19 protein-coding genes are annotated in these 18,976 nt (G+C 67.5%); 13 read left to right on the top strand and 6 right to left on the bottom strand.

Features of this window, described 5'->3' with window-relative positions:
* Positions 1–242 precede the first annotated feature (242 nt).
* The 9 genes from AC07PF_RS32845 (at position 243) to AC07PF_RS32805 (ending at position 10,161) form a co-directional block, all read left to right on the top strand.
* Entirely contained in the window at positions 243–770 is a 528-nt protein-coding gene (locus AC07PF_RS32845; RefSeq protein ID WP_494614712.1) for a hypothetical protein, read from the top strand.
* A gap of 429 nt (positions 771–1,199) precedes the next feature.
* Positions 1,200–2,669: an aminotransferase-like domain-containing protein gene (locus tag AC07PF_RS32840; protein ID WP_494614711.1), complete on the top strand. Its 1,470-nt coding sequence runs from the start codon at positions 1,200–1,202 to the stop codon at positions 2,667–2,669.
* 63 nt (positions 2,670–2,732) lie between these two features.
* On the top strand, positions 2,733–5,657 hold the full coding sequence (locus AC07PF_RS32835) for an EAL domain-containing protein (protein WP_494614710.1): 2,925 nt from the start codon (positions 2,733–2,735) through the stop codon (positions 5,655–5,657).
* Positions 5,654–5,785, top strand: a complete 132-nt coding sequence (locus AC07PF_RS32830; RefSeq protein ID WP_322592617.1) for a hypothetical protein — start codon at positions 5,654–5,656, stop codon at positions 5,783–5,785. The genes AC07PF_RS32835 and AC07PF_RS32830 overlap by 4 nt, the downstream gene beginning before the upstream one ends.
* Positions 5,782–6,654: an HDOD domain-containing protein gene (locus AC07PF_RS32825; RefSeq protein WP_494614709.1), complete on the top strand. Its 873-nt coding sequence runs from the start codon at positions 5,782–5,784 to the stop codon at positions 6,652–6,654. The genes AC07PF_RS32830 and AC07PF_RS32825 overlap by 4 nt, the downstream gene beginning before the upstream one ends.
* 9 nt (positions 6,655–6,663) lie before the next feature.
* Entirely contained in the window at positions 6,664–7,560 is an 897-nt protein-coding gene (locus AC07PF_RS32820; protein WP_494614708.1) for an ATP-binding protein, read from the top strand.
* On the top strand, positions 7,557–8,852 hold the full coding sequence (gene nosR / locus AC07PF_RS32815; RefSeq protein WP_494614707.1) for a response regulator c-di-GMP phosphodiesterase, NosR family: 1,296 nt from the start codon (positions 7,557–7,559) through the stop codon (positions 8,850–8,852). Before AC07PF_RS32820 ends, nosR begins: the two co-directional genes overlap by 4 nt.
* Entirely contained in the window at positions 8,849–9,364 is a 516-nt protein-coding gene (locus AC07PF_RS32810; protein ID WP_494614706.1) for a response regulator, read from the top strand. The genes nosR and AC07PF_RS32810 overlap by 4 nt, the downstream gene beginning before the upstream one ends.
* A gap of 350 nt (positions 9,365–9,714) precedes the next feature.
* Positions 9,715–10,161, top strand: coding sequence for a VOC family protein (locus tag AC07PF_RS32805; protein WP_145698261.1), 447 nt, complete (start codon positions 9,715–9,717; stop codon positions 10,159–10,161).
* 9 nt (positions 10,162–10,170) lie between these two features.
* Here AC07PF_RS32805 and AC07PF_RS32800 read toward each other — a convergent pair whose 3' ends face one another.
* From AC07PF_RS32800 to AC07PF_RS32790, 3 genes are read right to left on the bottom strand one after another with little or no spacing between them, the layout of a single operon-like run.
* On the bottom strand, positions 10,171–11,628 hold the full coding sequence (locus AC07PF_RS32800; protein ID WP_494614705.1) for a sensor histidine kinase: 1,458 nt from the start codon (positions 11,626–11,628) through the stop codon (positions 10,171–10,173).
* Positions 11,628–12,317, bottom strand: coding sequence for a response regulator transcription factor (locus AC07PF_RS32795; protein ID WP_494610323.1), 690 nt, complete (start codon positions 12,315–12,317; stop codon positions 11,628–11,630). Before AC07PF_RS32795 ends, AC07PF_RS32800 begins: the two co-directional genes overlap by 1 nt.
* A gap of 2 nt (positions 12,318–12,319) precedes the next feature.
* A complete protein-coding gene (locus tag AC07PF_RS32790; protein WP_494614704.1) occupies positions 12,320–13,072 on the bottom strand; it encodes a PepSY domain-containing protein in 753 nt (250 codons plus the stop codon).
* Between the two features lie 111 nt (positions 13,073–13,183).
* Here AC07PF_RS32790 and AC07PF_RS32785 point away from each other — a divergent pair, with 111 nt between their 5' ends.
* Positions 13,184–13,831: a PepSY domain-containing protein gene (locus AC07PF_RS32785; RefSeq protein ID WP_494610325.1), complete on the top strand. Its 648-nt coding sequence runs from the start codon at positions 13,184–13,186 to the stop codon at positions 13,829–13,831.
* 70 nt (positions 13,832–13,901) lie between these two features.
* On the opposite strand, the gene AC07PF_RS32780 is transcribed toward AC07PF_RS32785, so the two are convergent.
* The gene (locus AC07PF_RS32780; protein ID WP_494614703.1) at positions 13,902–14,381 is read right to left on the bottom strand and encodes a tetratricopeptide repeat protein; all 480 of its coding nucleotides are present in this window, start codon (positions 14,379–14,381) and stop codon (positions 13,902–13,904) included.
* 102 nt (positions 14,382–14,483) lie between these two features.
* On the bottom strand, positions 14,484–15,215 hold the full coding sequence (locus tag AC07PF_RS32775) for a DUF6796 family protein (protein WP_494614702.1): 732 nt from the start codon (positions 15,213–15,215) through the stop codon (positions 14,484–14,486).
* A gap of 322 nt (positions 15,216–15,537) precedes the next feature.
* Here AC07PF_RS32775 and AC07PF_RS32770 point away from each other — a divergent pair, with 322 nt between their 5' ends.
* A complete protein-coding gene (locus tag AC07PF_RS32770) occupies positions 15,538–16,020 on the top strand; it encodes a thermonuclease family protein (protein WP_007856232.1) in 483 nt (160 codons plus the stop codon).
* A gap of 164 nt (positions 16,021–16,184) precedes the next feature.
* Here AC07PF_RS32770 and AC07PF_RS32765 read toward each other — a convergent pair whose 3' ends face one another.
* Positions 16,185–16,820 carry a TetR/AcrR family transcriptional regulator gene (locus AC07PF_RS32765; RefSeq protein ID WP_007856233.1) on the bottom strand — a complete coding sequence of 212 codons (636 nt, stop codon included), beginning with the start codon at positions 16,818–16,820 and terminating at the stop codon, positions 16,185–16,187.
* A gap of 86 nt (positions 16,821–16,906) precedes the next feature.
* Here AC07PF_RS32765 and AC07PF_RS32760 point away from each other — a divergent pair, with 86 nt between their 5' ends.
* Both AC07PF_RS32760 and AC07PF_RS32755 read left to right on the top strand, forming a co-directional pair.
* Complete coding sequence (locus AC07PF_RS32760) at positions 16,907–18,139, top strand: MFS transporter (protein ID WP_494614701.1); 1,233 nt, start codon at positions 16,907–16,909, stop codon at positions 18,137–18,139.
* A gap of 553 nt (positions 18,140–18,692) precedes the next feature.
* Entirely contained in the window at positions 18,693–18,839 is a 147-nt protein-coding gene (locus AC07PF_RS32755; RefSeq protein ID WP_494614700.1) for a hypothetical protein, read from the top strand.
* Positions 18,840–18,976: the final 137 nt, after the last annotated feature.

Raw genomic sequence — 18,976 nt, 5'->3', positions numbered from 1 at the left:
GCACCTCGCTTGAATCGGGTGCCGTTATTTTAGTTTTGGGCAGCGGTTTAGGGTTGGGTTTTCACACAGCCTCGGCCAGAAGCGGACATGTAAGACTGCCTCTTTTCACATTATTCTTATGAGGTTAGAGCTTGAAAATGGTGGAAAAAAGTTCAGCAATTTCAACGAATTACAGCCGAAACGTAAGCCAGCGCTGGGCGCTAGCGCGGCGATAGCGGCGTGAGCCCCATATAAATTTAGCCATGCAAGCGCGCCGCCTTCGTAATCTATCAAGCATTCGCCAAGCCGAGTTACGGAGTCAGTACCCCTGGCTCAAAGCAGTAGTCTGGGACGAAGAGAACCGCATTGGCACTCCAAGAGGGATGGCGATCACCGTCTTCGATCATTGGCTTACGCGCGACGAAGCCAACAGACTCTTGGAGAATGTTCCGCGAGAGGAGCAGCAAATTCGGAACGCGCGTCACGCTGCGTTCTGTGCTTTGCTTGTTGCCGAAACACCTGTCCTGTCCTTTGCTTTTCGCAGGCGCGCGCATGACCGCACCACATTTCGCGAGTTCATCTCACCAGAGGCGCTATTAAATTACTGCACGCCGAATGGTGGCCAAACTCTTAGGCACCGTCATTTTCAAGTCGTCCTACCCGAGCTGGACTGCGCATTTTTGGAAAGCTGGGACGACACGCATCACTTCTATTTCAACAATCCCGCGTGCATTGAACCCGTTCGCAGATGGGCCGAGAGATGTGGACTGTATCTACTTGAGCATGGCTAACCAGTCGTTCGAGCCGACACGCGTCGGCAAGCCGTCGCTCGCGGCTCAGCTTCAACATTGAACGACTGCTTTGCGGAATCTTGAACTTCCGCCGCCCAAAGCCGACTTTTCGCCGCTAACTTATGTAGCCGCGTTGCAGCGGTTGCAGCTATTCAGAGACTTGTTCCGGGCATCGCAAAACTATCTGGACATTGGGGTCGCGCTGCGCCAAGGGGACTGCACAGCCATTCGTCCAGCCCCATGGCACGTTCGGTTTAAGCCGTCCAATGAACATACCGTGGCCTCGACTTGAACTTGGCCGCCCACCTTCATCAGGCCGTTACGGGTCACGCGGTGCTGCCCCGACGCTTGCATCGCTCTGCAGAAGGCCTAAACTGCAAGAACGCCATACCCCCAGCCGGCAGTCGACCGAGGCGCGGTGCCAATACCATGCCCAATCGCCCGAACGCCGCCTCCACCAGGTACGAAATTCTGGCGCGAGAAATCGAGCAGCAGATTGCTCGTGGAGTGCTCCGTCCGGGAGACCGCCTGCCTTCCGTGCGCCAGACCTGTTCGAGCCGGGGCTTGAGCCCGACTACGGTCTTTCAAGCCTATTACCTGCTCGAATCCCGTGGCTTGGTCCGGGCGGTACCACGGTCGGGCTACTTTGTCGCCGCCCGCGCTGGCGGCACGTTGCTGCCGGAGCCCCAAACTTCGCAGCCGCAATCCGGGTCGCAGCCTGTCGAGATCAGTGACCTGATCTTCGCGTGCCTGGGTTCCGCACGAGTGCGCAGTATCGTGCCATTGGGCTCTGCGTTCCTGAGCCCGGCCCTGTTTCCGCTCGATCAATTGCGCCGAGCGCTCATCTCCAGCATGCGCCGGCTCGACCCATGGCGCATGGCCGAAGACCTGCCACCGGGCAACCTGCAACTCAAGCGCGAGATTGCAAAACGCTATCTGCGCCAGGGCTTTACTGTGGCCACTGACGAGATCGTGCTCACCCACGGCGCGATGGAGGCACTGAACCTGTGCCTCAACGCGGTTGCGCGGCCCGGCGACGCAGTGGTGGTCGAGTCCCCCACCTTCTACGTGGCACTGCAGGCGCTGCAGCGGCTGGGCCTGCGCGCTATCGAAGTGCCGACGCATGTGCGCGAGGGCATTGATCTTGGTCGCCTTGCGCAGGTGATCGAGCTCTACCGCCCGAAAGCCTGCTGGTTGATGACGACCTTTCAGAACCCTCTGGGCAGCCTGATGCCAGAAGCGAAGAAGCGTGACCTCGTCGCGCTGCTCGCCCGGCACGATGTGCCGTTGATCGAGGACGACGTCTACTCGGAGCTGTACGAAGGCAAGGTAGCGCCACTGCCGGCCAAGGCATTCGACCGCCGCGGACTGGTGCTGCACTGCTCGTCGTTCTCCAAGTGCCTGGCTCCAGGTTACCGCGTTGGCTGGGCCACGCCCGGCAGGTTCACGCGCGACGTCGAACGGATGAAGTTGACGACGAGCCTGTCGGGGTCCATTCCGGTGCAGGCCGCGCTGGCAGCGTACCTCCAGGAAGGTGGCTATGACCGCCACTTGCGAAGCCTGCGCCAGTCGCTGCAGGCGCAGCGCAACAGCGTGTTTGAGGCCCTGACTCGGTCCTTTCCAGAGGGAACTCGGGTAGTGCGGCCGGCTGGCGGCTATTTCGTGTGGGTCGAGTTGCCCCCTGGCGTCGACGCGATGGCCCTGCACGGGGCCGCTCTCGCACAGCAGATCAGCCTGGCCCCGGGGCCGATGTTCTCGGCGCGAGCGGAGTTTCAGCACCACATCCGGTTGACCTGCGGGCAACCCTGGAACGAAACGCTGGAGCGCGCCATGCGTACGCTGGCACGGCTGGTCGATGATGCGCCGCGCGCCGACGCCCCTGTGCCTGCGTCGGTCTGATCCGGTCGTCGGCGCGCCCAGCTGATCACACCACCGGCGCAGGCCGGCGGGCAGACTGAGGGCATGTCCAATCCCTCTGCCAGTCCCCTGCCGCACCGTGACGCCGCGCTGACGTTGCGGGCAACCAACCAGCAGCCGCGCGGCCCTGAGCTTTCGCTGCACGAAGTGCTGGACCGATTGGGTCCCTCGGTCTTTGCGGGCCTGCTCGATGCGGATGGCACGGTGCGCTATGCCAACCAAGCTGCACTGCGGGCCATCGACAGCGCCCCCGAGCACGTGCTTGGCCGGCGCTTTGATGCCACCCCCTGGTGGCAGGGCTGCGAGGTATCGCAAAGGCGGCTGCAGCAGGCGCTGGCCAATGCAGTCCGCGGCGAAGCTTCGCGCTTCGATGTGCGCGTGGCGACCAGCAGCGGCTCCATTCTGGTGATGGACTTTTCACTGCTGCCGCTATACGGGCCCGATGGCCGCGTGGTGTGGTTGATCCCTTCTGCACGTGACGTGAGCGAACGGGAGCATGCGCACCACCAACTGCTGCTGACCCGCCATGCCGTTGAACAGGCCAACGACGCACTGCTTCAGATCGGGCCCGACGGTGCCTTTCACGATGCCAATTCGGCCGCTTGCCGGCTGCTGGGCATCGAGCGTGCCGAACTGCTGCGGCTGCGGGTGTCCGACATCGCCTCCCAGGTCGTCGAGGCGCAGTGGCCGCAGCGCTGGCGTGAACTGTGCGAACGCGGTTCCTTGCGATTCGAGACCCGCTTGCGCCACCACGAGGGCTATGAGATTCCGGTCGATGTCTCCGCCAGCCTGGTGACGAGCGGTGACACGTCCTTCGGCCATGTCTGCATCGACGACCTGCGCGAACGCCGTGCCGCCGAACGACGTATCCGGCAACTGCTGCTGTTCGATGAACTGACCGGTTTGCCGAACCGCCAACTGCTCTCCGAGCGCCTGGGCGCGACCCTGCAGGCCGGCGCCCAGACAGCCGTGCTGGTGCTGGAGCTCGACCGCTTCAAGCGCATCAACGACGGTCTTGGCCTGCACATCGGCGACGCGGCGCTGCGCGAAGTGGCACAGCGCATCGTCGCTGGTGTGCGCAGCGTCGATCTGGTGGCGCGCCGCGGCGGTGATGAGTTCGTGATCGTGCTGGTGGGCACTTCGGCAGAGGCCTTGCTCACGGCGCAAGCGCTGCTCGACGGTATTGCGCAACCGATGACGATCGAGGGGCAGGAGATCCACCTGACCTGCAGCATCGGCATCGCAGCGGCGCCTGCCGACGGCGACCGCGCTGAGACCTTGTTGCGACGCGCCAATGCAGCGCTGCACCAGGCCAAGTTGCTGGGCCGCAACCAGATCAGCGTCTATGCCGGCGCGCCACAGGACGACGACCCCGAACGGCTGGCGCTGGAGACCGCACTGCGCCAGGCGCTGCGCGACGAGCAGCTCGAACTGCACTACCAGCCTCAGGTCGACCTGGTGCAGGGCCGCATCGTCGGCGTCGAGGCCTTGCTGCGCTGGCAGCACCCGACACTGGGGCACATCGCGCCGGATCGCTTCATCCCGATCGCCGAAGAGACCGGACTGATCGTCGCCATCGGCGACTGGGTGCTGCGCCGCGCCATCGAGCAGGCTGCGGCCTGGCAGCGTGCCGGGCTGCCACCGTTGCGCATGGCGGCCAATCTGTCGGCGCGCCAGTTGGTGCAGCCGGACCTGGCGCGGCGCATCGAAGGCCTGCTCGCTGCAAGCGGCCTGGACCCGCGGCTGTTCGGCGTCGAGGTCACCGAGAGCATACTGATCAACAACTTCGATCAGGCGGTGCAACACCTGCAGGCGCTGCGCGCGCTGGGTGTCGAGGTCTCGCTCGACGACTTCGGCACCGGCTACTCGAGCCTGAGCTACCTGCGCCGGCTGCCCGTCGATGTGGTCAAGATCGACCGCTCGCTGGTGCCAGACGTCATCGCTCCCGCAGAAGATGTGTCGATCACGCGCGCCATCATCACGATGGCGCACCAGCTGCAGATGAAAGTGCTCGCCGAAGGTGTCGAAAGCGAAGGCCAGGCGGCGCTGCTGGCGGCCAATCAGTGCGACCAGATGCAGGGCTACTGGTTCAGCGCCGCACTGCCGGCTGCAGCGGTCGAAGCCATGCTGCGCGATGGACGGCAGATCGACACGGCACTTTTTGGCCGACGTTCGCGGCAGCGCACCTTGCTGCTGGTCGACGACGAAGAGAACGTTCTTGCGGCGCTGCGTCGGCTGCTGCGCGCCGAAGGCTGGCTGGTTCTCAGCGCAACCAGTGCCGAGCAGGCGCTGCAGCTGATGGCGCGGCACGAGATCGACGTGATCCTGTCCGACCAGCGCATGCCTGGCATGACCGGCGTTGAGCTGCTGCGCCGGGCCAAGCAGCTGTACCCGGAGACGATACGGCTGGTGCTGTCGGGCTACACCGAGCTGCAGTCGATCACCGACGCCATCAACGAGGGGGCGATCTACAAGTTTCTCGCCAAGCCCTGGGACGACGCAGAGCTGCGTGCCCACCTGCGAGAGGCCTTCACGTTGAAAGAGATGGCCGACCAGAACCGCCGTCTCGACCGGGAGGTACAGACCGCCAACCGAGACCTGGCCGAGCTGAACCAGCGGCTGCAGACGATGCTGAGTGCACAGTGCGAACAGAACCAGCGCGAGGTCGGCAGCCGGGAGGCAGCGCAGGAACTGCTGGACGCCTTGCCGGTGCCTGCGGTGGGCGTCGACGACGAAGGCCTGCTGGTCTTCGCCAATGCGCCGGCCCTGGCGCTGTGCAGGCTGCGTGAGGGGTTTCTCGGTGGGGCTGCGATCGAGTACCTGCCACCCAACCTGCTGCGGGCTCTGGACGGTGAATCCATCCTGGTCACACTGGCCGGCCGCCGCTGGTGGGCCATGAACCGGCTTTTGACTGGCAATGCGCGCGGCCGCCTGTTGGTGCTGTTGCCGCAAGCAGGAGCCTTGAAATGACCCTTGCAGCGACCCCCGACACACCACCGGTGGTGCCAACGCACCTGTTTCGCCACAGCCTGCGTGACGGGCGCGTGCATCCGCTGCTGCACCTCGTGCAGCGCTACCGCCAGGAGTTCAAGCAATGAGCACGCCCATCCGACCGATCTCCCGTGACGATCTGCTCGCCGCGCTGCGCGATCTTCCGCCGCTGCCTTCGGTGGTGCTCGAACTGGTCGAGTCGCTCGGCCACGAGGAACTCAGCGCCACACAGTACGCAGCGAAGATTTCGCGCGACCAGGCGCTGGCCGCCAAGATACTGCGGCTGGCCAACTCGTCGTTCTACGGTCGCGGCCGGCAGGTTCGCTCGGTGCCCGAGGCAATCACCCTGCTGGGCCTGCGCACGGTACGCGGCGCGGTCACGGCCGCGGGCCTGGCCGGCAGCTTCCGGCGCCACCCCGGCTTCGACCAGACCACTTTCTGGCGCCACTCGCTCGGCAGTGCCCTGTGTGCCCAGGCACTGGCCGGTGAACTGCGGCGCGACGACGCGGATGTCGCGTTCACGGTCGGGCTGCTGCACGACATCGGCCGGCTGGCGCTGGCCAACGCGTTTGCGCCGGCCTATGCCGAAGTCGAGCGATGGCGGCATGACAGGGATTGCACCGTTGGTGATGCCGAGCACGCCGTGCTCGGTATCGATCACGCCGTGCTCGGTATCGATCACGCCGAGATCGGCGGGCTGATCGCGCGGCAATGGAATTTCGCGCCCGCCATCGCCGATGCCATCAGCCAACACCACGTACCGCCCGCCGCCGAAGAGCTCACGCTGACGGGCATCGCGCATGTGGGCGATGCCATCGCTCACGCCCTTGGTCTGGCCGGCGATGCCGACGAGGCGGTGCCGGCGTTGGCGCTGCCGGTCTGGACCGCCTGTGGTCTGGACGACGCGGCGTGCATGCGGGTTTTTGCGCACGCCGAGGCCCAGTTCGAAACCGTCTGCCAGGCGCTGTTTCACTGAAGGAAAACCATGTCTGATTCCGAACTCATCGCGTTGCAGCGCGCCAACCAGGAGCTGCGTTCTCTGAACGAAAGCCTGCGCAGCGCGCAGAACCAGTTGCTGCAGTCCGAACGACTGGCGTCGATCGGGCAGCTCGCCGCCGGCGTGGCACACGAAATCAACAACCCGATCGGCTACGTGTTCTCGAACTTCGGCACGCTCGAAGCCTATCTGCAGCGGCTGTTCGAGATGCTCGAAGCCTATGAGCAGGCCGAATCGGCGCTGGCCAGCAGCGCCATCGCAACGCGGCTTGCGGCCTTGCGTGAGCGGGTCGAACTCGATTACCTGAAGCAGGACATCCCCATGCTGATGGGCGAGTCGAAAGAAGGCCTGTCGCGCGTGCGCAAGATCGTCCAGGACCTGAAGGACTTCTCGCGTGTCGATACCCACCAGGAGTGGGCCTGGGCCTCACTGCACCAGGGCATCGACTCGACGCTGAACATCGTTGCCAACGAAATCAAGTACCGTGCCGATGTCCGCCGCGAGTATGGCGCCTTGCCCGACATCGAATGCCTGCCGTCGGAGTTGAACCAGGTGTTTCTGAATCTGCTCGTGAATGCAGCCCATGCGTTCGGCCCGGAACGCGGTCTCATCGTCGTACGCAGCGGCGACGCCGGGGACGAGGTATGGGTCGAGGTCGAGGACAACGGCTGCGGCATCGCCCCCGATCACCTGGCGCGTGTCTTCGACCCCTTCTTCACCACCAAGCCGGTGGGCCGCGGCACCGGCCTGGGCCTGTCGCTGGCCTACGGCATCGTGCAAAAGCACCATGGCCGCATCGACGTGCGCAGCGAACCGGGCCGCGGCTCGTGCTTTCGCGTCACGCTGCCGGTGCGGCGCCCGGGCAGTGAAGGAGGTGCGGAATGAGCGTCGCCACCCCGACCTGGACGGTGCTTGCCGTCGACGACGAGCCCAACATCCTGGCCGCGCTGCGGCGGCTGTTCCGCGCGACGGGCTGGCGCATCCTGACGGCCGGGAGTGCGCAAGAGGCGCTGGCCTTGCTCGCCCTTGAGCCCGTCAACGCCGTACTGTCGGACATGCGGATGCCTGGCATGGACGGCGTGCAGTTGCTCGAAAAGGTCCGCCTGGGGTGGCCGCATGTCGCGCGACTGCTGCTGACAGGCCAGGCCGATCTGGGCTCGACCATCGCCGCCATCAACCGCGGTTGGTTGCACCGCTACATCACCAAACCCTGGAACGACGACGAACTGGTGCTGACAATGAGCCAGGTCGCACAGATCCAGCAACTGGACGCCGACAAGCAGGCACTGGAGCGGCTGACGCAACAGCAAAACGACGAGCTCAAGGCGCTGAACGAAGGGCTGGAGGCCCGCGTCGCCGTACGTACCGGTGAGCTGGCCACCGCCAACGACAAAGTCAAGCGCAACTACCTCACGTCCATCAAGGCCTTCACTGCGCTGATCGAGCTGCGTGGCAGCGCCCAGGTTGGACATGCGCGACAAGTCGCCGACCTGGCGCGGCGCATTGCGCGCGCGATGGCGCTGGATGCCGAGACCGCACACAATCTGGCGATTGCCGCGCTGTTGCACGACATCGGCCATATCGGTCTGAGCGACACCGTGCTGGCGCGACCGGTGGGGCGGCTCGACCGGGATGAACTGCGGCGCTACCAGCTGCATCCTGTTCTCGGAGAACAGGCCTTGCTGGCCAGCGACGACATGCAGGGCGTCGCACCGCTGATTCGCGCCCACCACGAGCGCTGGGATGGACAAGGCTTTCCCGATGGCCTGCGCGGCACCGCGATCCCAATTGGCGCCCGCATCCTGGCGGTGGCCGACACCTTTGAGGACCTGTGCAGCGGCCGCATCGACGGTCAGGTCTTGAGCCCGCTGGAAGCGCGCCGCGCGGTGATCGCCGGGCGTGGCAGCCGGTTCGACCCGGGTGTGGTCGATGCCTTCGCGGCACTGTTCGCGGCTGCGCCCCCCAAGCCGACCGTTGCGGCGCTGCGCCTGCCCACCGCGGAGCTGCGCCCCGGCCATACGCTGACACAGGATTTTGTGTCGCCGGAGGGTGTTCTGCTGCTGTCGGTCGGCCAGCGGCTGACCGAGGATCTCATCGGCCGCATCCGTGCCTTCGAACTCAAACATGGCCTGTCGCTGACGCTGGCCGTGCAACTGCCCCAGGAGGTGACCCCATGAAGCGTTTGCTGATCATCGATGACGAAGCGCCGGTACTGCACGCCTTGCGCCGTTTGCTGCAGTTGCATTTCAAGCCGCAGCAGCTCAGCGTGGAAATTTTCTCCGATCCGTTGCTCGCACTGCAACGCATGCAGCAGCAGCGTTTCGACGTGCTGATCAGCGACTACCGCATGCCTCAGCTGGACGGAGTGACACTGCTCGCCCACGCCAGGGACCTCGACCCTCGCGCAGTGCGCATGATGCTCAGCGCCGCTGCCGACTTCGCCACCGTGCTGGCCGCAGTGAATCGTGCGGGGGTCTTCCGCTACATCCCGAAGCCTTGGAGCGAACAGCAGTTGGTGGCTGACCTGCATGCAGCGCTGGCGTTCGACCCTTGCGCGACACCGAGCGCATACGAATTGGAACGCAGACGGCTTGAAGCGCTGGAGCCGGGCATCACGCAGGTCGAGTGGGGTCCGAACGGCGAGGTGCTGATGCCCGGCGATTTATTGACGCGACCGGGCGAGTTATGAATCCGCCTCAGAGCAGCCGCCGCAACTCCATTGCCGAACTGGTTCGCAGCGGCGTTGACGCCTGGGCGAGGTCGGCGTTCTTTGTCCAGGCGCAGAATTCTCCAGATGACTGGTTTTGGCCGATACCCGAAGTCTAGTCCACGCCCGCAAATCTTCTTCAGCGATGGTTCGGCCAGCCATTTACGCCTCTGCTCACGGTGCAGGCTTCTGTGTTCACGGTGCCGAACCGGCTGTCCAGAAGAGCCGAAATATGCAGCCAAGAACCCGGTTCAGGGTCAATTTCCTTCAAGACACCGCGGACCACCGGGCCTACAGTGGTGCTGAACTTGCAACCCCAGGAGATGCCCGACATGGTCCACGAACTCTTTCCCTACCTGCATGTCGCCGATGGCGAGGCGGCGATCCGTTTCTATGAGGAAGCCTTCGGCGCGCGCGAGCTGTTCCGCCTGACCGAGCCGCCCACGGGCCGGCTGGGCCATGCGGAACTGGACTTCGGTGGCACCACGCTGATGCTGAGCGACGAGTACCCCGAGATGGACATCCTCGGCCCCCGGCCGGGCGCCCCTACCTGCGTGTCGCTCCACCTGCACGTGGACAACGCCGACACCGTGATCGCCCGGGCCGTGGCCCTCGGCGCCACCTTGGAGCGGCCCGCGCAGGACGCCTTCTACGGCGAGCGCTCGGGCGTGGTGCGCGACCCCTTCGGCCACCGCTGGAACATCGGCCACTCGATCGAGCAGGTCACGCCCGAGGAGATGCAGCGCCGCTACGACGCGCTGATGGCACAGGGCGGCTGAGCCCTCGTTTCAGACCAGGCCGCGCAGTTCGACGCGCGCCCCCAGCCCGCGCAGGTCACCGCTCTTGCCCAGCTCCAGCCGCCCGCCGTAGGCCTGGGCGATCTGGCCCGCAATGGCCAGGCCCAGCCCGCTGCCCTGCACCGACTCGTCAAAACGCAGGCCGCGCTGCCCGGCGGCCTGCAGCTGCGCGGGCGTCATGCCAGGGCCATCGTCTTCCACCTGCAGCAGCAACATCGGCAACCGCAGGGCGGCGGGGCCATCGCCTGGCTGCGCAATCCCGGGCCCCTGTGCCGGCAGCACGCGCAGCGACAGCCGCACGCGCGAGGCGGCCCACTTGCCCGCGTTGTCCAGCAGGTTGCCCAGCACCTCTTCCAGGTCCGCGCGCTCGCCGCGCCAGTGCAGGGGCGCTGGCGCGGCCTGGTCATCCAGCTCCCAGGCCAGTTCCTGCGCCGCGTGCAGGCGCTGCATCATGTGCAGTACCTGGCCCACGCACTCGCGCACATCCACGGCCGGCCCGGCAGCGCCCGGGTGGGCCAGCAGCGCATCGCTCATGGTGCGGGCCTGGTAGCGGTCCACCAGCTGGGCCATGGCCGCCACCTGGCGCTGCACCTCGCCAGCGGGCACCTGCGGCTGCGCGCTGGCCTGGGCGCTGAGCAGGGCCAGGGGCTTCTTGAGGGCATGGTTCAGGTCGGCCGCGTGTGCGCGGGCGCGGGCCACTACCTGCGCGTTGTGGGCCAGCAGGCCGGCCAGTTCGGCCTGCAGGGGCTGCAGGTCGCGCCCGGTAGGGGCGGCCAGGTGCTGCGCCACGTCGGACCCCGGGCCCTGCGGCGAGCGCAGGGCTGCCAGCAGCGCCTCCAGCCGGCGCAAAGGGGCCAGGCCCACGCGCACCTGCATCCACGCCAGCGCCCCGGCCAGGGCCATCAGCACCACGGCGGCCAGCACCAGGGTGCGGTCGATCTGGCGCATGCTGTCCTGCAGCTGCGCCGCCGGGCCGTAGACCACCAACGCCGCCTCGGTGGCGGGCGGCCCCGGTGAAATGGTGGTGGTGAAAGCCAGCAAGGGCTCCTGCATCGGCCCCGTCGCCCGGTACAGCACCGGCGAACCGCGTGCGGGCACTGGCTCGGTGGGCAGGCTGTCCATGTCCCACAGCGAGCGCGAGCGCAGCACGCTGGCGCCGGCCTGGGCGCGCCAGTACCAGCCGCCATAGATGGCGCTGAACTCGTCCACCGCGCCGCCCTGCTCGCGCAGCGTTCCACTGGCACCCGCCTGCAGCCGGGCGCCCACGCGCTGCGCCTTGTCGCGCAGTACCTGCTCGAAACTGGCCAGCAGGCTCTGGTGCATCTGCGCGCGCAGCCACCAGCCGCCCGCGCCCACCAGCACCAGCATGGGCACCAGGGCCAGCAGCACGATGCGTGTGGCCATGGGCCACTGCGCCAGTTGCAGCGCCAGCCGCTGGGCCAGCGCCATCAGACCGGCCCCTGCGGTGCGTCTGCGGGCTCGGCCTCCAGCCGAAAGCCCTGGCCGCGCTCGGTCACCAGCCGGGGGGCGCCGCCAAGCTTGCGGCGGATGCGGCCGATCAGCACGTCCAGGGTGTTGGAGTCGGGGTCCAGGTCGCGCGCATACACGTGCTCGCCGATCTCGCTGCGCGTGAGCAGCCGGCCCGGGTGGTGCATGAAGTACGCCAGGATGCGGTGCTCCTGCGCCGTGAGCTGCAGGCCCTGGCCCTGCAGCGCAAAGCGGCCCTGCACCACGTCGTACTCCAGCGGCCCGGCGCGCAGCACCGCGCTGGCCGACCCGGCGGTGCGGCGCAGCATGGCGCGCAGGCGCAGCACCACCTCGTCCATCAGGAAGGGCTTGGTCAGGTAGTCATCGGCCCCGGCGTTGAAGCCCGCCAGCTTGTCGCTCCAGCGGTTGCGCGCCGTGAGCACCAGCACCGGCCAGCCGCAGCCCGCCTCGCGCCAGTCGCGCAGGGTGCTCAGGCCGTCCTTGAGCGGCAGGCCCAGGTCCAGCACCGCGGCGCTGTAGGCCTCGGCCGTGCCGGCAAAGGACGCGGCCTCGCCATCGTGCTCCACATCCACGGCAAAGCCCGCCGCCTCCAGCGCCTGCCGCAGTTGCCCGGCCAGCGCCACATCGTCTTCCACCACCAATACCCGCATCTTTACTCTTCGACCTTCTGGCGCAGCACCTGCAGGGTCACGGCGTCCACCTCCAGCTCCAGCTTGTGGCCGTTGGGCTGCAGCAGCTCCACGCTGTAGTGGGGCTGGCGCCGGTGGTCGGTCTCCAGTTCCACCTCCATCACCAGCCCCGCAAAGCGCGGGTGCAGCGACTCGAGCATGGCCCACATGGGCTTGATGGCGGCCTTGGGGGCAGCGCCCTGGGGCGCGTGGATCACCTCGCCGGTGGACACATCCATCAGCAGCTTCATCTGGCCCGCGGGCTTCTCGGAGAGCTTGACCTCGTACACCGCCTGGCCCTGCGCATCGCGCTCGAACTCCACCTCCGACACGCGCGCGCCAAAGCGCTGCTCCAGGCGCTTGATGTAGCGCGCCATCTGCGCGGGGCCCACGGGCTGCGTGGGCCAGTCACTCTCCTGCGCCACCACGGCGCCGGTGGCGGCATCGACCAGCACCTCGTGCTTGCGGCCCTGCGCGTCGATGAGCTTGATCTCGTAGCGCAGCTCGCCCTTGCGCCCGCGCTCGGTCTCCACATCGATGACGCGGCCGTTGTACTGGCGGCTGATCTCGGCGATCACGCTGTTGAGCGGCTTGAGCTGCCCGTTGAGCACGCCGCGCCGCGCCGCCTCCTGCTCTGCGGCCATGCCCGGTGGCGCCGCCAGCGCCGGTGTGCAGGCCAGCGCCAGCACCAGCGCCGCGCAGGCGGCACACGGTAAGAGACTCGTCCATCGTTGCATCGCGGGGATTATTGCGGACGATCCTAAACGCCCCATGAACAAGGGCTTCACGCCGTGTTTAGGCACAGCGCACCACACTGCCGCCATTCTTGTCAACGAAAGGAAAGCACCGTGAAAAAGACCCTTCTGAGCCTGTCCCTCACCGCAGCCGCTGCGGTGGCAACCCTGCCCTCCATGGCCCTGGCCATGGGCGCGCAGGACGCGCTCAACGTGATCACCCAGAACCACCATGTGGCCACGCACGGCCTGCAAAAGCAGTACGGCTACTGGACTGCCGAGGCCATCGCCAACGACGGCCAGCGCGCCACGGTGCTGGTCAAGGATGCCGACGCCAGCTTCACCGCCGTGCGCAAGAGCGACATCGGCACCACCCTGCCCGGCGTGGCGCAGGTGGCCCAGGCCCTGCGCGCCGCCGGCTGGGCCCATGTGCACGACCTGGAGCTCGACGACGGTTTCTGGCAGGCCGAGGCACGCCAGAGCCTGGTCCATGGCGAAAAGGTCGAGCTCGTGCTGCACCCCCAGACGCTGGAGGTGCTCAGCCAGGTCGGCCGCAGCGGCGGCTTTGCCAACCAGCAGGCCGTGCTCGGTGCCGAGCAGATCCGCCTGGCCCTGCAGCAGGCCGGCTACACGCGGGTGCACGACCTGGACTACGACGATGGCCACTGGGAGGCCGAGGCCACCAACCTCGCCGGCCAGTCGGTGGAGCTGCGCCTGGACCCGCACACGGCCCAGGTGCTGAGCGAACGGCTGGACGACTGAGGGCCCTCAGCGCAGCAGGCTGCAGTCCGCAGCCTGGCTGCGGCCACGCAGAGCGCACCGCCGGCGTCGGTCACTGTTTGGCAGGCTGCGTGCCCAGCGCCAGCAGTTGCCGGGCCTCCAGCTTCGTCTCGTCGAGGGCGTTGGCGCTGTCGATGGCGATCTGCAGGTACTTGCGCACCGTCGCCACCTCCAGGTCGCTCACCATGTAGAGCTTGGCCAGCTGCAGCGCGGCCTCCGCGTCGCCGGCATCCAGCGCGCGCAGGAACCAGCGCTTGGCGCTCACCATGTCGCCCATGCAGCGGTAGCTGATGCCGATGTTCAAGAACGCCAGCTCGCTGCCTGCGGCAATGGCCTTCTTGTCCCATTCGATGGACTGCGCCAGGTCGATGCGCACGCCCTCGCCCGCGCCGTACATCACCGCCACCATGGCCATGCAGTCCACATCGCCCGCCTGCGCCCCCGCCAGAAAGCCCGTGAAAGCCTTGTTCAGGTGCCCCCGGTCATAGGCCGCCGTGGCGTCTTCATAAGGGTTGTGCTCTGCATCGGACATCGCCTTGCCTTCCTGTGAAGTGAAGAAAAGAAAAAGAAACCGGAGAATCCAGGCCCGGGGCCGGCGCGGCGGCCCCGGCAATCCAGCCATCATGCACGGCTTTCATGGCACCCCGGCCAGCACGCCGGCTGGTTGACCGCGCACGCCCCTTGCACTGCCTTGTGCCACCACGAAAAACACCAGCAGCAGGATGCTTGCCGAGCCGCCCAGCAGCACCGCCCCGATGGGCGCAGGCGCTGCGGCAAAGGCCGGCAGCAACACCGCCACCAGCAGCAGCGGATTGGCCAGCACCGCCCAGCGCGGCCACGGCGTGCGCCCGCGCAGCACCAGCACGGCCAGGATCACGGAGGCAAGCGCCCCAGGCACGGCCAGGCCCAGCAGCGACACCCGCATGTAGGCCTGCACCGCCTCGGCCTGCGCCTGGCATGCCGCGGGTGCCCCACCGGCCGCGCCATCCACGCACGAACGGATGAGCAGCTCGAACACCGCCCACACGGAATGGATGGCCGCCAACCCCACCGCAAACAGCAGGAACAGGCCGAACATCGCGCGTGCCGCCCACCCCGCCGGTGCCTTCACCCCCTGGCACACCTGCCAGAAGCCCGCCACCAGCAAGGCCCCCGCCACGGGCCCGAGCAGGCCGCCGGCCCAGATGCGTTCCACCGGTGCCGAGCGGATCAGCTCCAGCATCCCGGCGCGGAAATCAGCGGCAGCCCCCCAGTGGCCCAGCAGGAGCATGTCGCCGGCAAACAGCAGCAGCGCGCCCAGAATGCCCAGGCTGCCGGCCAGCCGGGCGCGGGGGGGATGGACCGGATCGTCGGGGTGGTTGCTCATGCGGCAGCGCCTTCCTTGGTGCGATGGTGTTTGTCGTGAAGCGAAGAGTTTCCGGATAGCGGATCGCCGCGACTGTAAGCGGCATTTGGGTGAGCGCCCCCAAAACCGTGCGCCAACCTGCTGCAGGCCCGCCCAGTCATAGCAAAATAGCGCCACAAAAATTCCACCAACACACAATCGGGGTGAGAGGGATGGCAGTACGGATCGACAGGCACCACCCGCGTGCCGCGGCGCGAGAGGCCGCTTGCACGCACGGGCATGCCCAAGCACCTGCGCCCGCCTGCACTGCCGCAGCCCCCACCCCGAACCCCCCGGCCCCGCCATGCCCCTGACCACCGCCACCCTGCTCTGCCTGGTCGTTGCCATCCAAGATGGCGACTCTTTCCGCGCCCGCTGCGGCGACGTGACGCGCAACGAGGAGACCTTTGTCGCCATCCGCGCCATCGATGCGCCCGAACTGCGCCAGCCCTATGGCGATCTTTCGCACAAAAGCCTGGTCAACCTGTGCCTGATACCGCAGAAGGTCAAGCTCAGCAACACCGCGGTGGACGTCCATGGCCGCACCGTGGCCGACGTGGAGTGCCAGGGCAAGGACGCGGCCACCGAGCAGCTGCGCGCCGGCATGGTCTGGTACGACCCCAAGGTGGGCCTGGGCTACGAGGCGCTGGCCGACATCCAGCTGCGCGCCCAGGCCGCCGGGCGCGGGCTGTGGGTGCAGAACAGCCCGCTGCCGCCCTGGGACTGGCGCGCCACGCGCAAGCTCAAGCCCACGGGCCCCGTGGCCAGCCCCCAGCGCTACCCCTGAGCCGCCCCGCCACACGCCCATCAGCCAACGAACGCGGTGGGCCCGCAGGTGCAGGCACCTGCTGCGCCCTTGGGCAGGGCCCGCAGCGCTGGCCTTTTCCGCATCCTGGCTGATCCGCGCCTGCGGCCATGCCGCAGCGGTGGTGCGGCACGGCGCGCGTTGCCCTACTCCAGCATCGGCCCTGCCAGGCCGTCCAGCGCCAGGGCTGCGTCGCTGGGCTGCGCGCCCGGCCGGGCCGCACCGGCCATGCACCCGCCCACCAGCTCCCGCACCAGCGCATGGCTGGCCCGGGCGGGCCCGAACAGGGTGCGGTAGATGATGGGGGCGACCACGCCATCCATGAGCGCGTCTACCGTGGGCACGGCCTCGCCGCGCGCGCTGCCGCGCGCCAGGATGATTTCGATCTGGCTGGCCGTGTAGGCCGCGCACTGGCTGGGCACGGCCATGCTGCCCTGGATGCGGCCGGCCAGCACGTCGCGCAGCATGGTCTGGCCGACCTCGGAACCCATCTCCTCGAAGAACTGCTCGGCCCAGGCCTGCAGGTCGCCTTCCACGCTGCCCGTGTCCGCAGGCTCGGCGTCGGCGCGAAAGCGGTCCAGCGCCACGTCGGCCAGCAGCTCGGCCAGGTCGCCCCAGCGGCGGTAGATGGTGGAGGGCGTCACGCCCGCCTGCGCGGCGATCAGCGGCACGGTGAGCTGCGCGCGGCCGATCTGCTCGGCCAGCTCGTTGGTGGCGCGGTGCACGGCGGCCTGCACGCGGGCGCTGCGTCCCCCGGGGCGGGGGGCTGGTCTGGGGTTCATGGCCCCGATGCTAAAGCAAAAAGATTGCTTTAGTGGTTTAATACACAAAAGCAAATTCTTTGCTTTTGTATTGCACTGGAGCTTCCATGGCCACGAACCCTGCCGCCACAGCCGCCACGCCGCACGCCGCCATGGCCCCACCCTCGGCCCCCGTCCGCAGGATGGGCTATGCCCAGGCCCTGTGGCTGCTGGCCTCCATCCTGGTGGGGTTTCTGGCGGCCTCGAGCGCGCCCTCGCCGCTGTACGCGCTGTACCGCGACAGCTGGGGCTTTTCGGCGCTCACGCTGACGCTGGTGTTTGCCAGCTACGCCTTCGCGTTGCTGGGCACGGCGCTGCTGTTCGGCACCTTCTCGGACCACCGGGGCCGGCGCGAGGTGGTGCTGCTGGCGCTGTTGCTGGAGATCGCCTCCACCGTGCTCTTCTGGCAGGCCGATTCGGTGGCCTGGCTGTTTGCCGCGCGCATCGTGCAGGGCCTGGCCACAGGCATTGCCACCAGCGTGCTCAGCGCGGCGCTGATCGACCTGCACCCCGAGCGCGGCGCCCTGGTGAACACCGTGGCGCCCATGCTGGGCATGGCCGTCGGGGCCCTGGGCACCAGCGCGCTGGTGCAGTTTGCGCCCACGCACACGGCGCTGGTGTTCGAGCTGTTGCTGGCGCTGTTCGTGCTGCAGGCGCTGGCCGCCGTCTTCCTGCCCGAAACGGTGGTGCGCCGCCCGGGCGCCTGGGGCTCGCTGCGCCCGCGCATCGCCATACCGGCCAGCTCGCGCGCCACGCTGGTGCGCATCCTGCCGCTCAACACCGCGCTGTGGGCGCTGGGGGGCTTTTACCTCTCGCTCGGGCCCACGCTGGCGCGGGTCATCACGGGCAGCCAGGCGCCGGTGCTGGGCGGCGCCCTCATCTGCGCGCTGGTGCTCACGGCCGCCGTGGCCATTGTGTTCGTGCGCACCCGGCCACCACGCCAGGTGCTGCTGTTGGGCACGGCGGCCCTGGTGCTGGGCCTGGCGGTCACGCTGGCGGGCATTGCGCTGCATTCGAGCGTGGCCTTCTTCGCGGGCACGGTGGTGGCGGGGGTGGGGTTTGGCTCGGGCTTCAACGGCTCGCTGCGCAGCCTGGTGGGCACCGCCACGGCGGCAGATCGCGGTGGGCTGATGTCGGGCTTTTTCGTGCTGAGCTACCTGGCGTTCAGCCTGCCCGCCATCGTGGCCGGGCTGGCCGCCGGCATCTTCGGGCTGCATGCCACGGCGCTGGGGTTCGGGCTGGCGCTGCTGGCCCTGGGGCTCACGGCGCTGGGGCTGATGCTGCGGCGCGATGCCGCCTGACCGGGGCTGGCTGGCTGGCCGCCCGGCGAAATCCGGATCAGGAGTAGATGGCCAGGCTCAGCGACAGTGCGGCGACGATGGCAATGGCCTGGATGCCAAAGACGATTCCCAAGATAGGCATGTGGTCCTCCGTGAAGAAGGCATGAGCGTAAAACGCCCTGCAACAATTCCATGCAGTCTTTTGCAAACTCGGCGCGTCAGACGATTCCTACAGCCTTTCAGCGCCTTGCCGCAGGAGCCCCCCCACCTGGCCGGGCAGCGCCTTCCGCTTTTGGACACACGCCAATGGGGCGCCGTCCTACAAAAATGGCCGGGCACCGTCTTTAGTATTGCGTTTGTCGATACCGCATCGACACCCACCCCTCCCTTGCTGAACAGCAAGTTCACAGCCCGCCCACCGCGGGCTGTTTTTTTTCTGCGTGCGCTTTGTCCGTCGGCACGGCCTTGCACACGCCTTCGGCGCCGGCCGATGGCCTGCGTCGAAACCGTCCGACAGCTACAGAGCGCGGTCTGCGCGCCAATGGAGGCACCACCCCAAGAGGAGGTACCTACCATGTCCCGCACCCACAGAACCCAGCCCGAGAAGCTCCGTCCCCGCGATATCAAGCGCCGCCGTCAGTGGGAGGCCATGCAGCGGCCGGCGCGCGAGGCGCTGCTGTTTCCGGAACCTGAAGCGCCGCAGTGGAAGCCACTGGGGTAAGTGGGGGTCGGGTGTATGCGGGTCGGTGTACTGTGCCTCGTTGTTGCAGCATGCCTCTGCTGAGGGCGGAGGCCGGGTCTCGGCCCGGCGGCCGAGGTACCTTTCTTTGCGTCGCCAAAGAAACGTACCCCAAAGAA

The sequence above is a fragment of the Acidovorax sp. GW821-FHT10A04 genome (assembly GCF_059415825.1).
The sequence above is the reverse complement of the archived record's forward strand: the minus strand, read 5'-3'. Positions and strand labels throughout refer to the sequence as shown.

What these genes read in the sequence shown, in the direction of transcription:
- AC07PF_RS32830 (WP_322592617.1), top strand. Translation starts at nt 5,654, where the DNA reads ATGACCCTTGCAGCGACCCCCGACACACCACCGGTGGTGCCAACGCAC.
- nosR (WP_494614707.1), top strand. Translation starts at nt 7,557, where the DNA reads ATGAGCGTCGCCACCCCGACCTGGACGGTGCTTGCCGTCGACGACGAG.
- AC07PF_RS32795 (WP_494610323.1), bottom strand. Translation starts at nt 12,317, where the DNA reads ATGCGGGTATTGGTGGTGGAAGACGATGTGGCGCTGGCCGGGCAACTG.
- AC07PF_RS32790 (WP_494614704.1), bottom strand. Translation starts at nt 13,072, where the DNA reads ATGCAACGATGGACGAGTCTCTTACCGTGTGCCGCCTGCGCGGCGCTG.
- AC07PF_RS32770 (WP_007856232.1), top strand. Translation starts at nt 15,538, where the DNA reads ATGCCCCTGACCACCGCCACCCTGCTCTGCCTGGTCGTTGCCATCCAA.
- AC07PF_RS32810 (WP_494614706.1), top strand. Translation starts at nt 8,849, where the DNA reads ATGAAGCGTTTGCTGATCATCGATGACGAAGCGCCGGTACTGCACGCC.
- AC07PF_RS32820 (WP_494614708.1), top strand. Translation starts at nt 6,664, where the DNA reads ATGTCTGATTCCGAACTCATCGCGTTGCAGCGCGCCAACCAGGAGCTG.
- AC07PF_RS32760 (WP_494614701.1), top strand. Translation starts at nt 16,907, where the DNA reads ATGGCCACGAACCCTGCCGCCACAGCCGCCACGCCGCACGCCGCCATG.
- AC07PF_RS32775 (WP_494614702.1), bottom strand. Translation starts at nt 15,215, where the DNA reads ATGAGCAACCACCCCGACGATCCGGTCCATCCCCCCCGCGCCCGGCTG.
- AC07PF_RS32845 (WP_494614712.1), top strand. Translation starts at nt 243, where the DNA reads ATGCAAGCGCGCCGCCTTCGTAATCTATCAAGCATTCGCCAAGCCGAG.
- AC07PF_RS32805 (WP_145698261.1), top strand. Translation starts at nt 9,715, where the DNA reads ATGGTCCACGAACTCTTTCCCTACCTGCATGTCGCCGATGGCGAGGCG.
- AC07PF_RS32840 (WP_494614711.1), top strand. Translation starts at nt 1,200, where the DNA reads ATGCCCAATCGCCCGAACGCCGCCTCCACCAGGTACGAAATTCTGGCG.
- AC07PF_RS32825 (WP_494614709.1), top strand. Translation starts at nt 5,782, where the DNA reads ATGAGCACGCCCATCCGACCGATCTCCCGTGACGATCTGCTCGCCGCG.
- AC07PF_RS32780 (WP_494614703.1), bottom strand. Translation starts at nt 14,381, where the DNA reads ATGTCCGATGCAGAGCACAACCCTTATGAAGACGCCACGGCGGCCTAT.
- AC07PF_RS32800 (WP_494614705.1), bottom strand. Translation starts at nt 11,628, where the DNA reads ATGGCGCTGGCCCAGCGGCTGGCGCTGCAACTGGCGCAGTGGCCCATG.
- AC07PF_RS32755 (WP_494614700.1), top strand. Translation starts at nt 18,693, where the DNA reads ATGTCCCGCACCCACAGAACCCAGCCCGAGAAGCTCCGTCCCCGCGAT.
- AC07PF_RS32835 (WP_494614710.1), top strand. Translation starts at nt 2,733, where the DNA reads ATGTCCAATCCCTCTGCCAGTCCCCTGCCGCACCGTGACGCCGCGCTG.
- AC07PF_RS32765 (WP_007856233.1), bottom strand. Translation starts at nt 16,820, where the DNA reads ATGAACCCCAGACCAGCCCCCCGCCCCGGGGGACGCAGCGCCCGCGTG.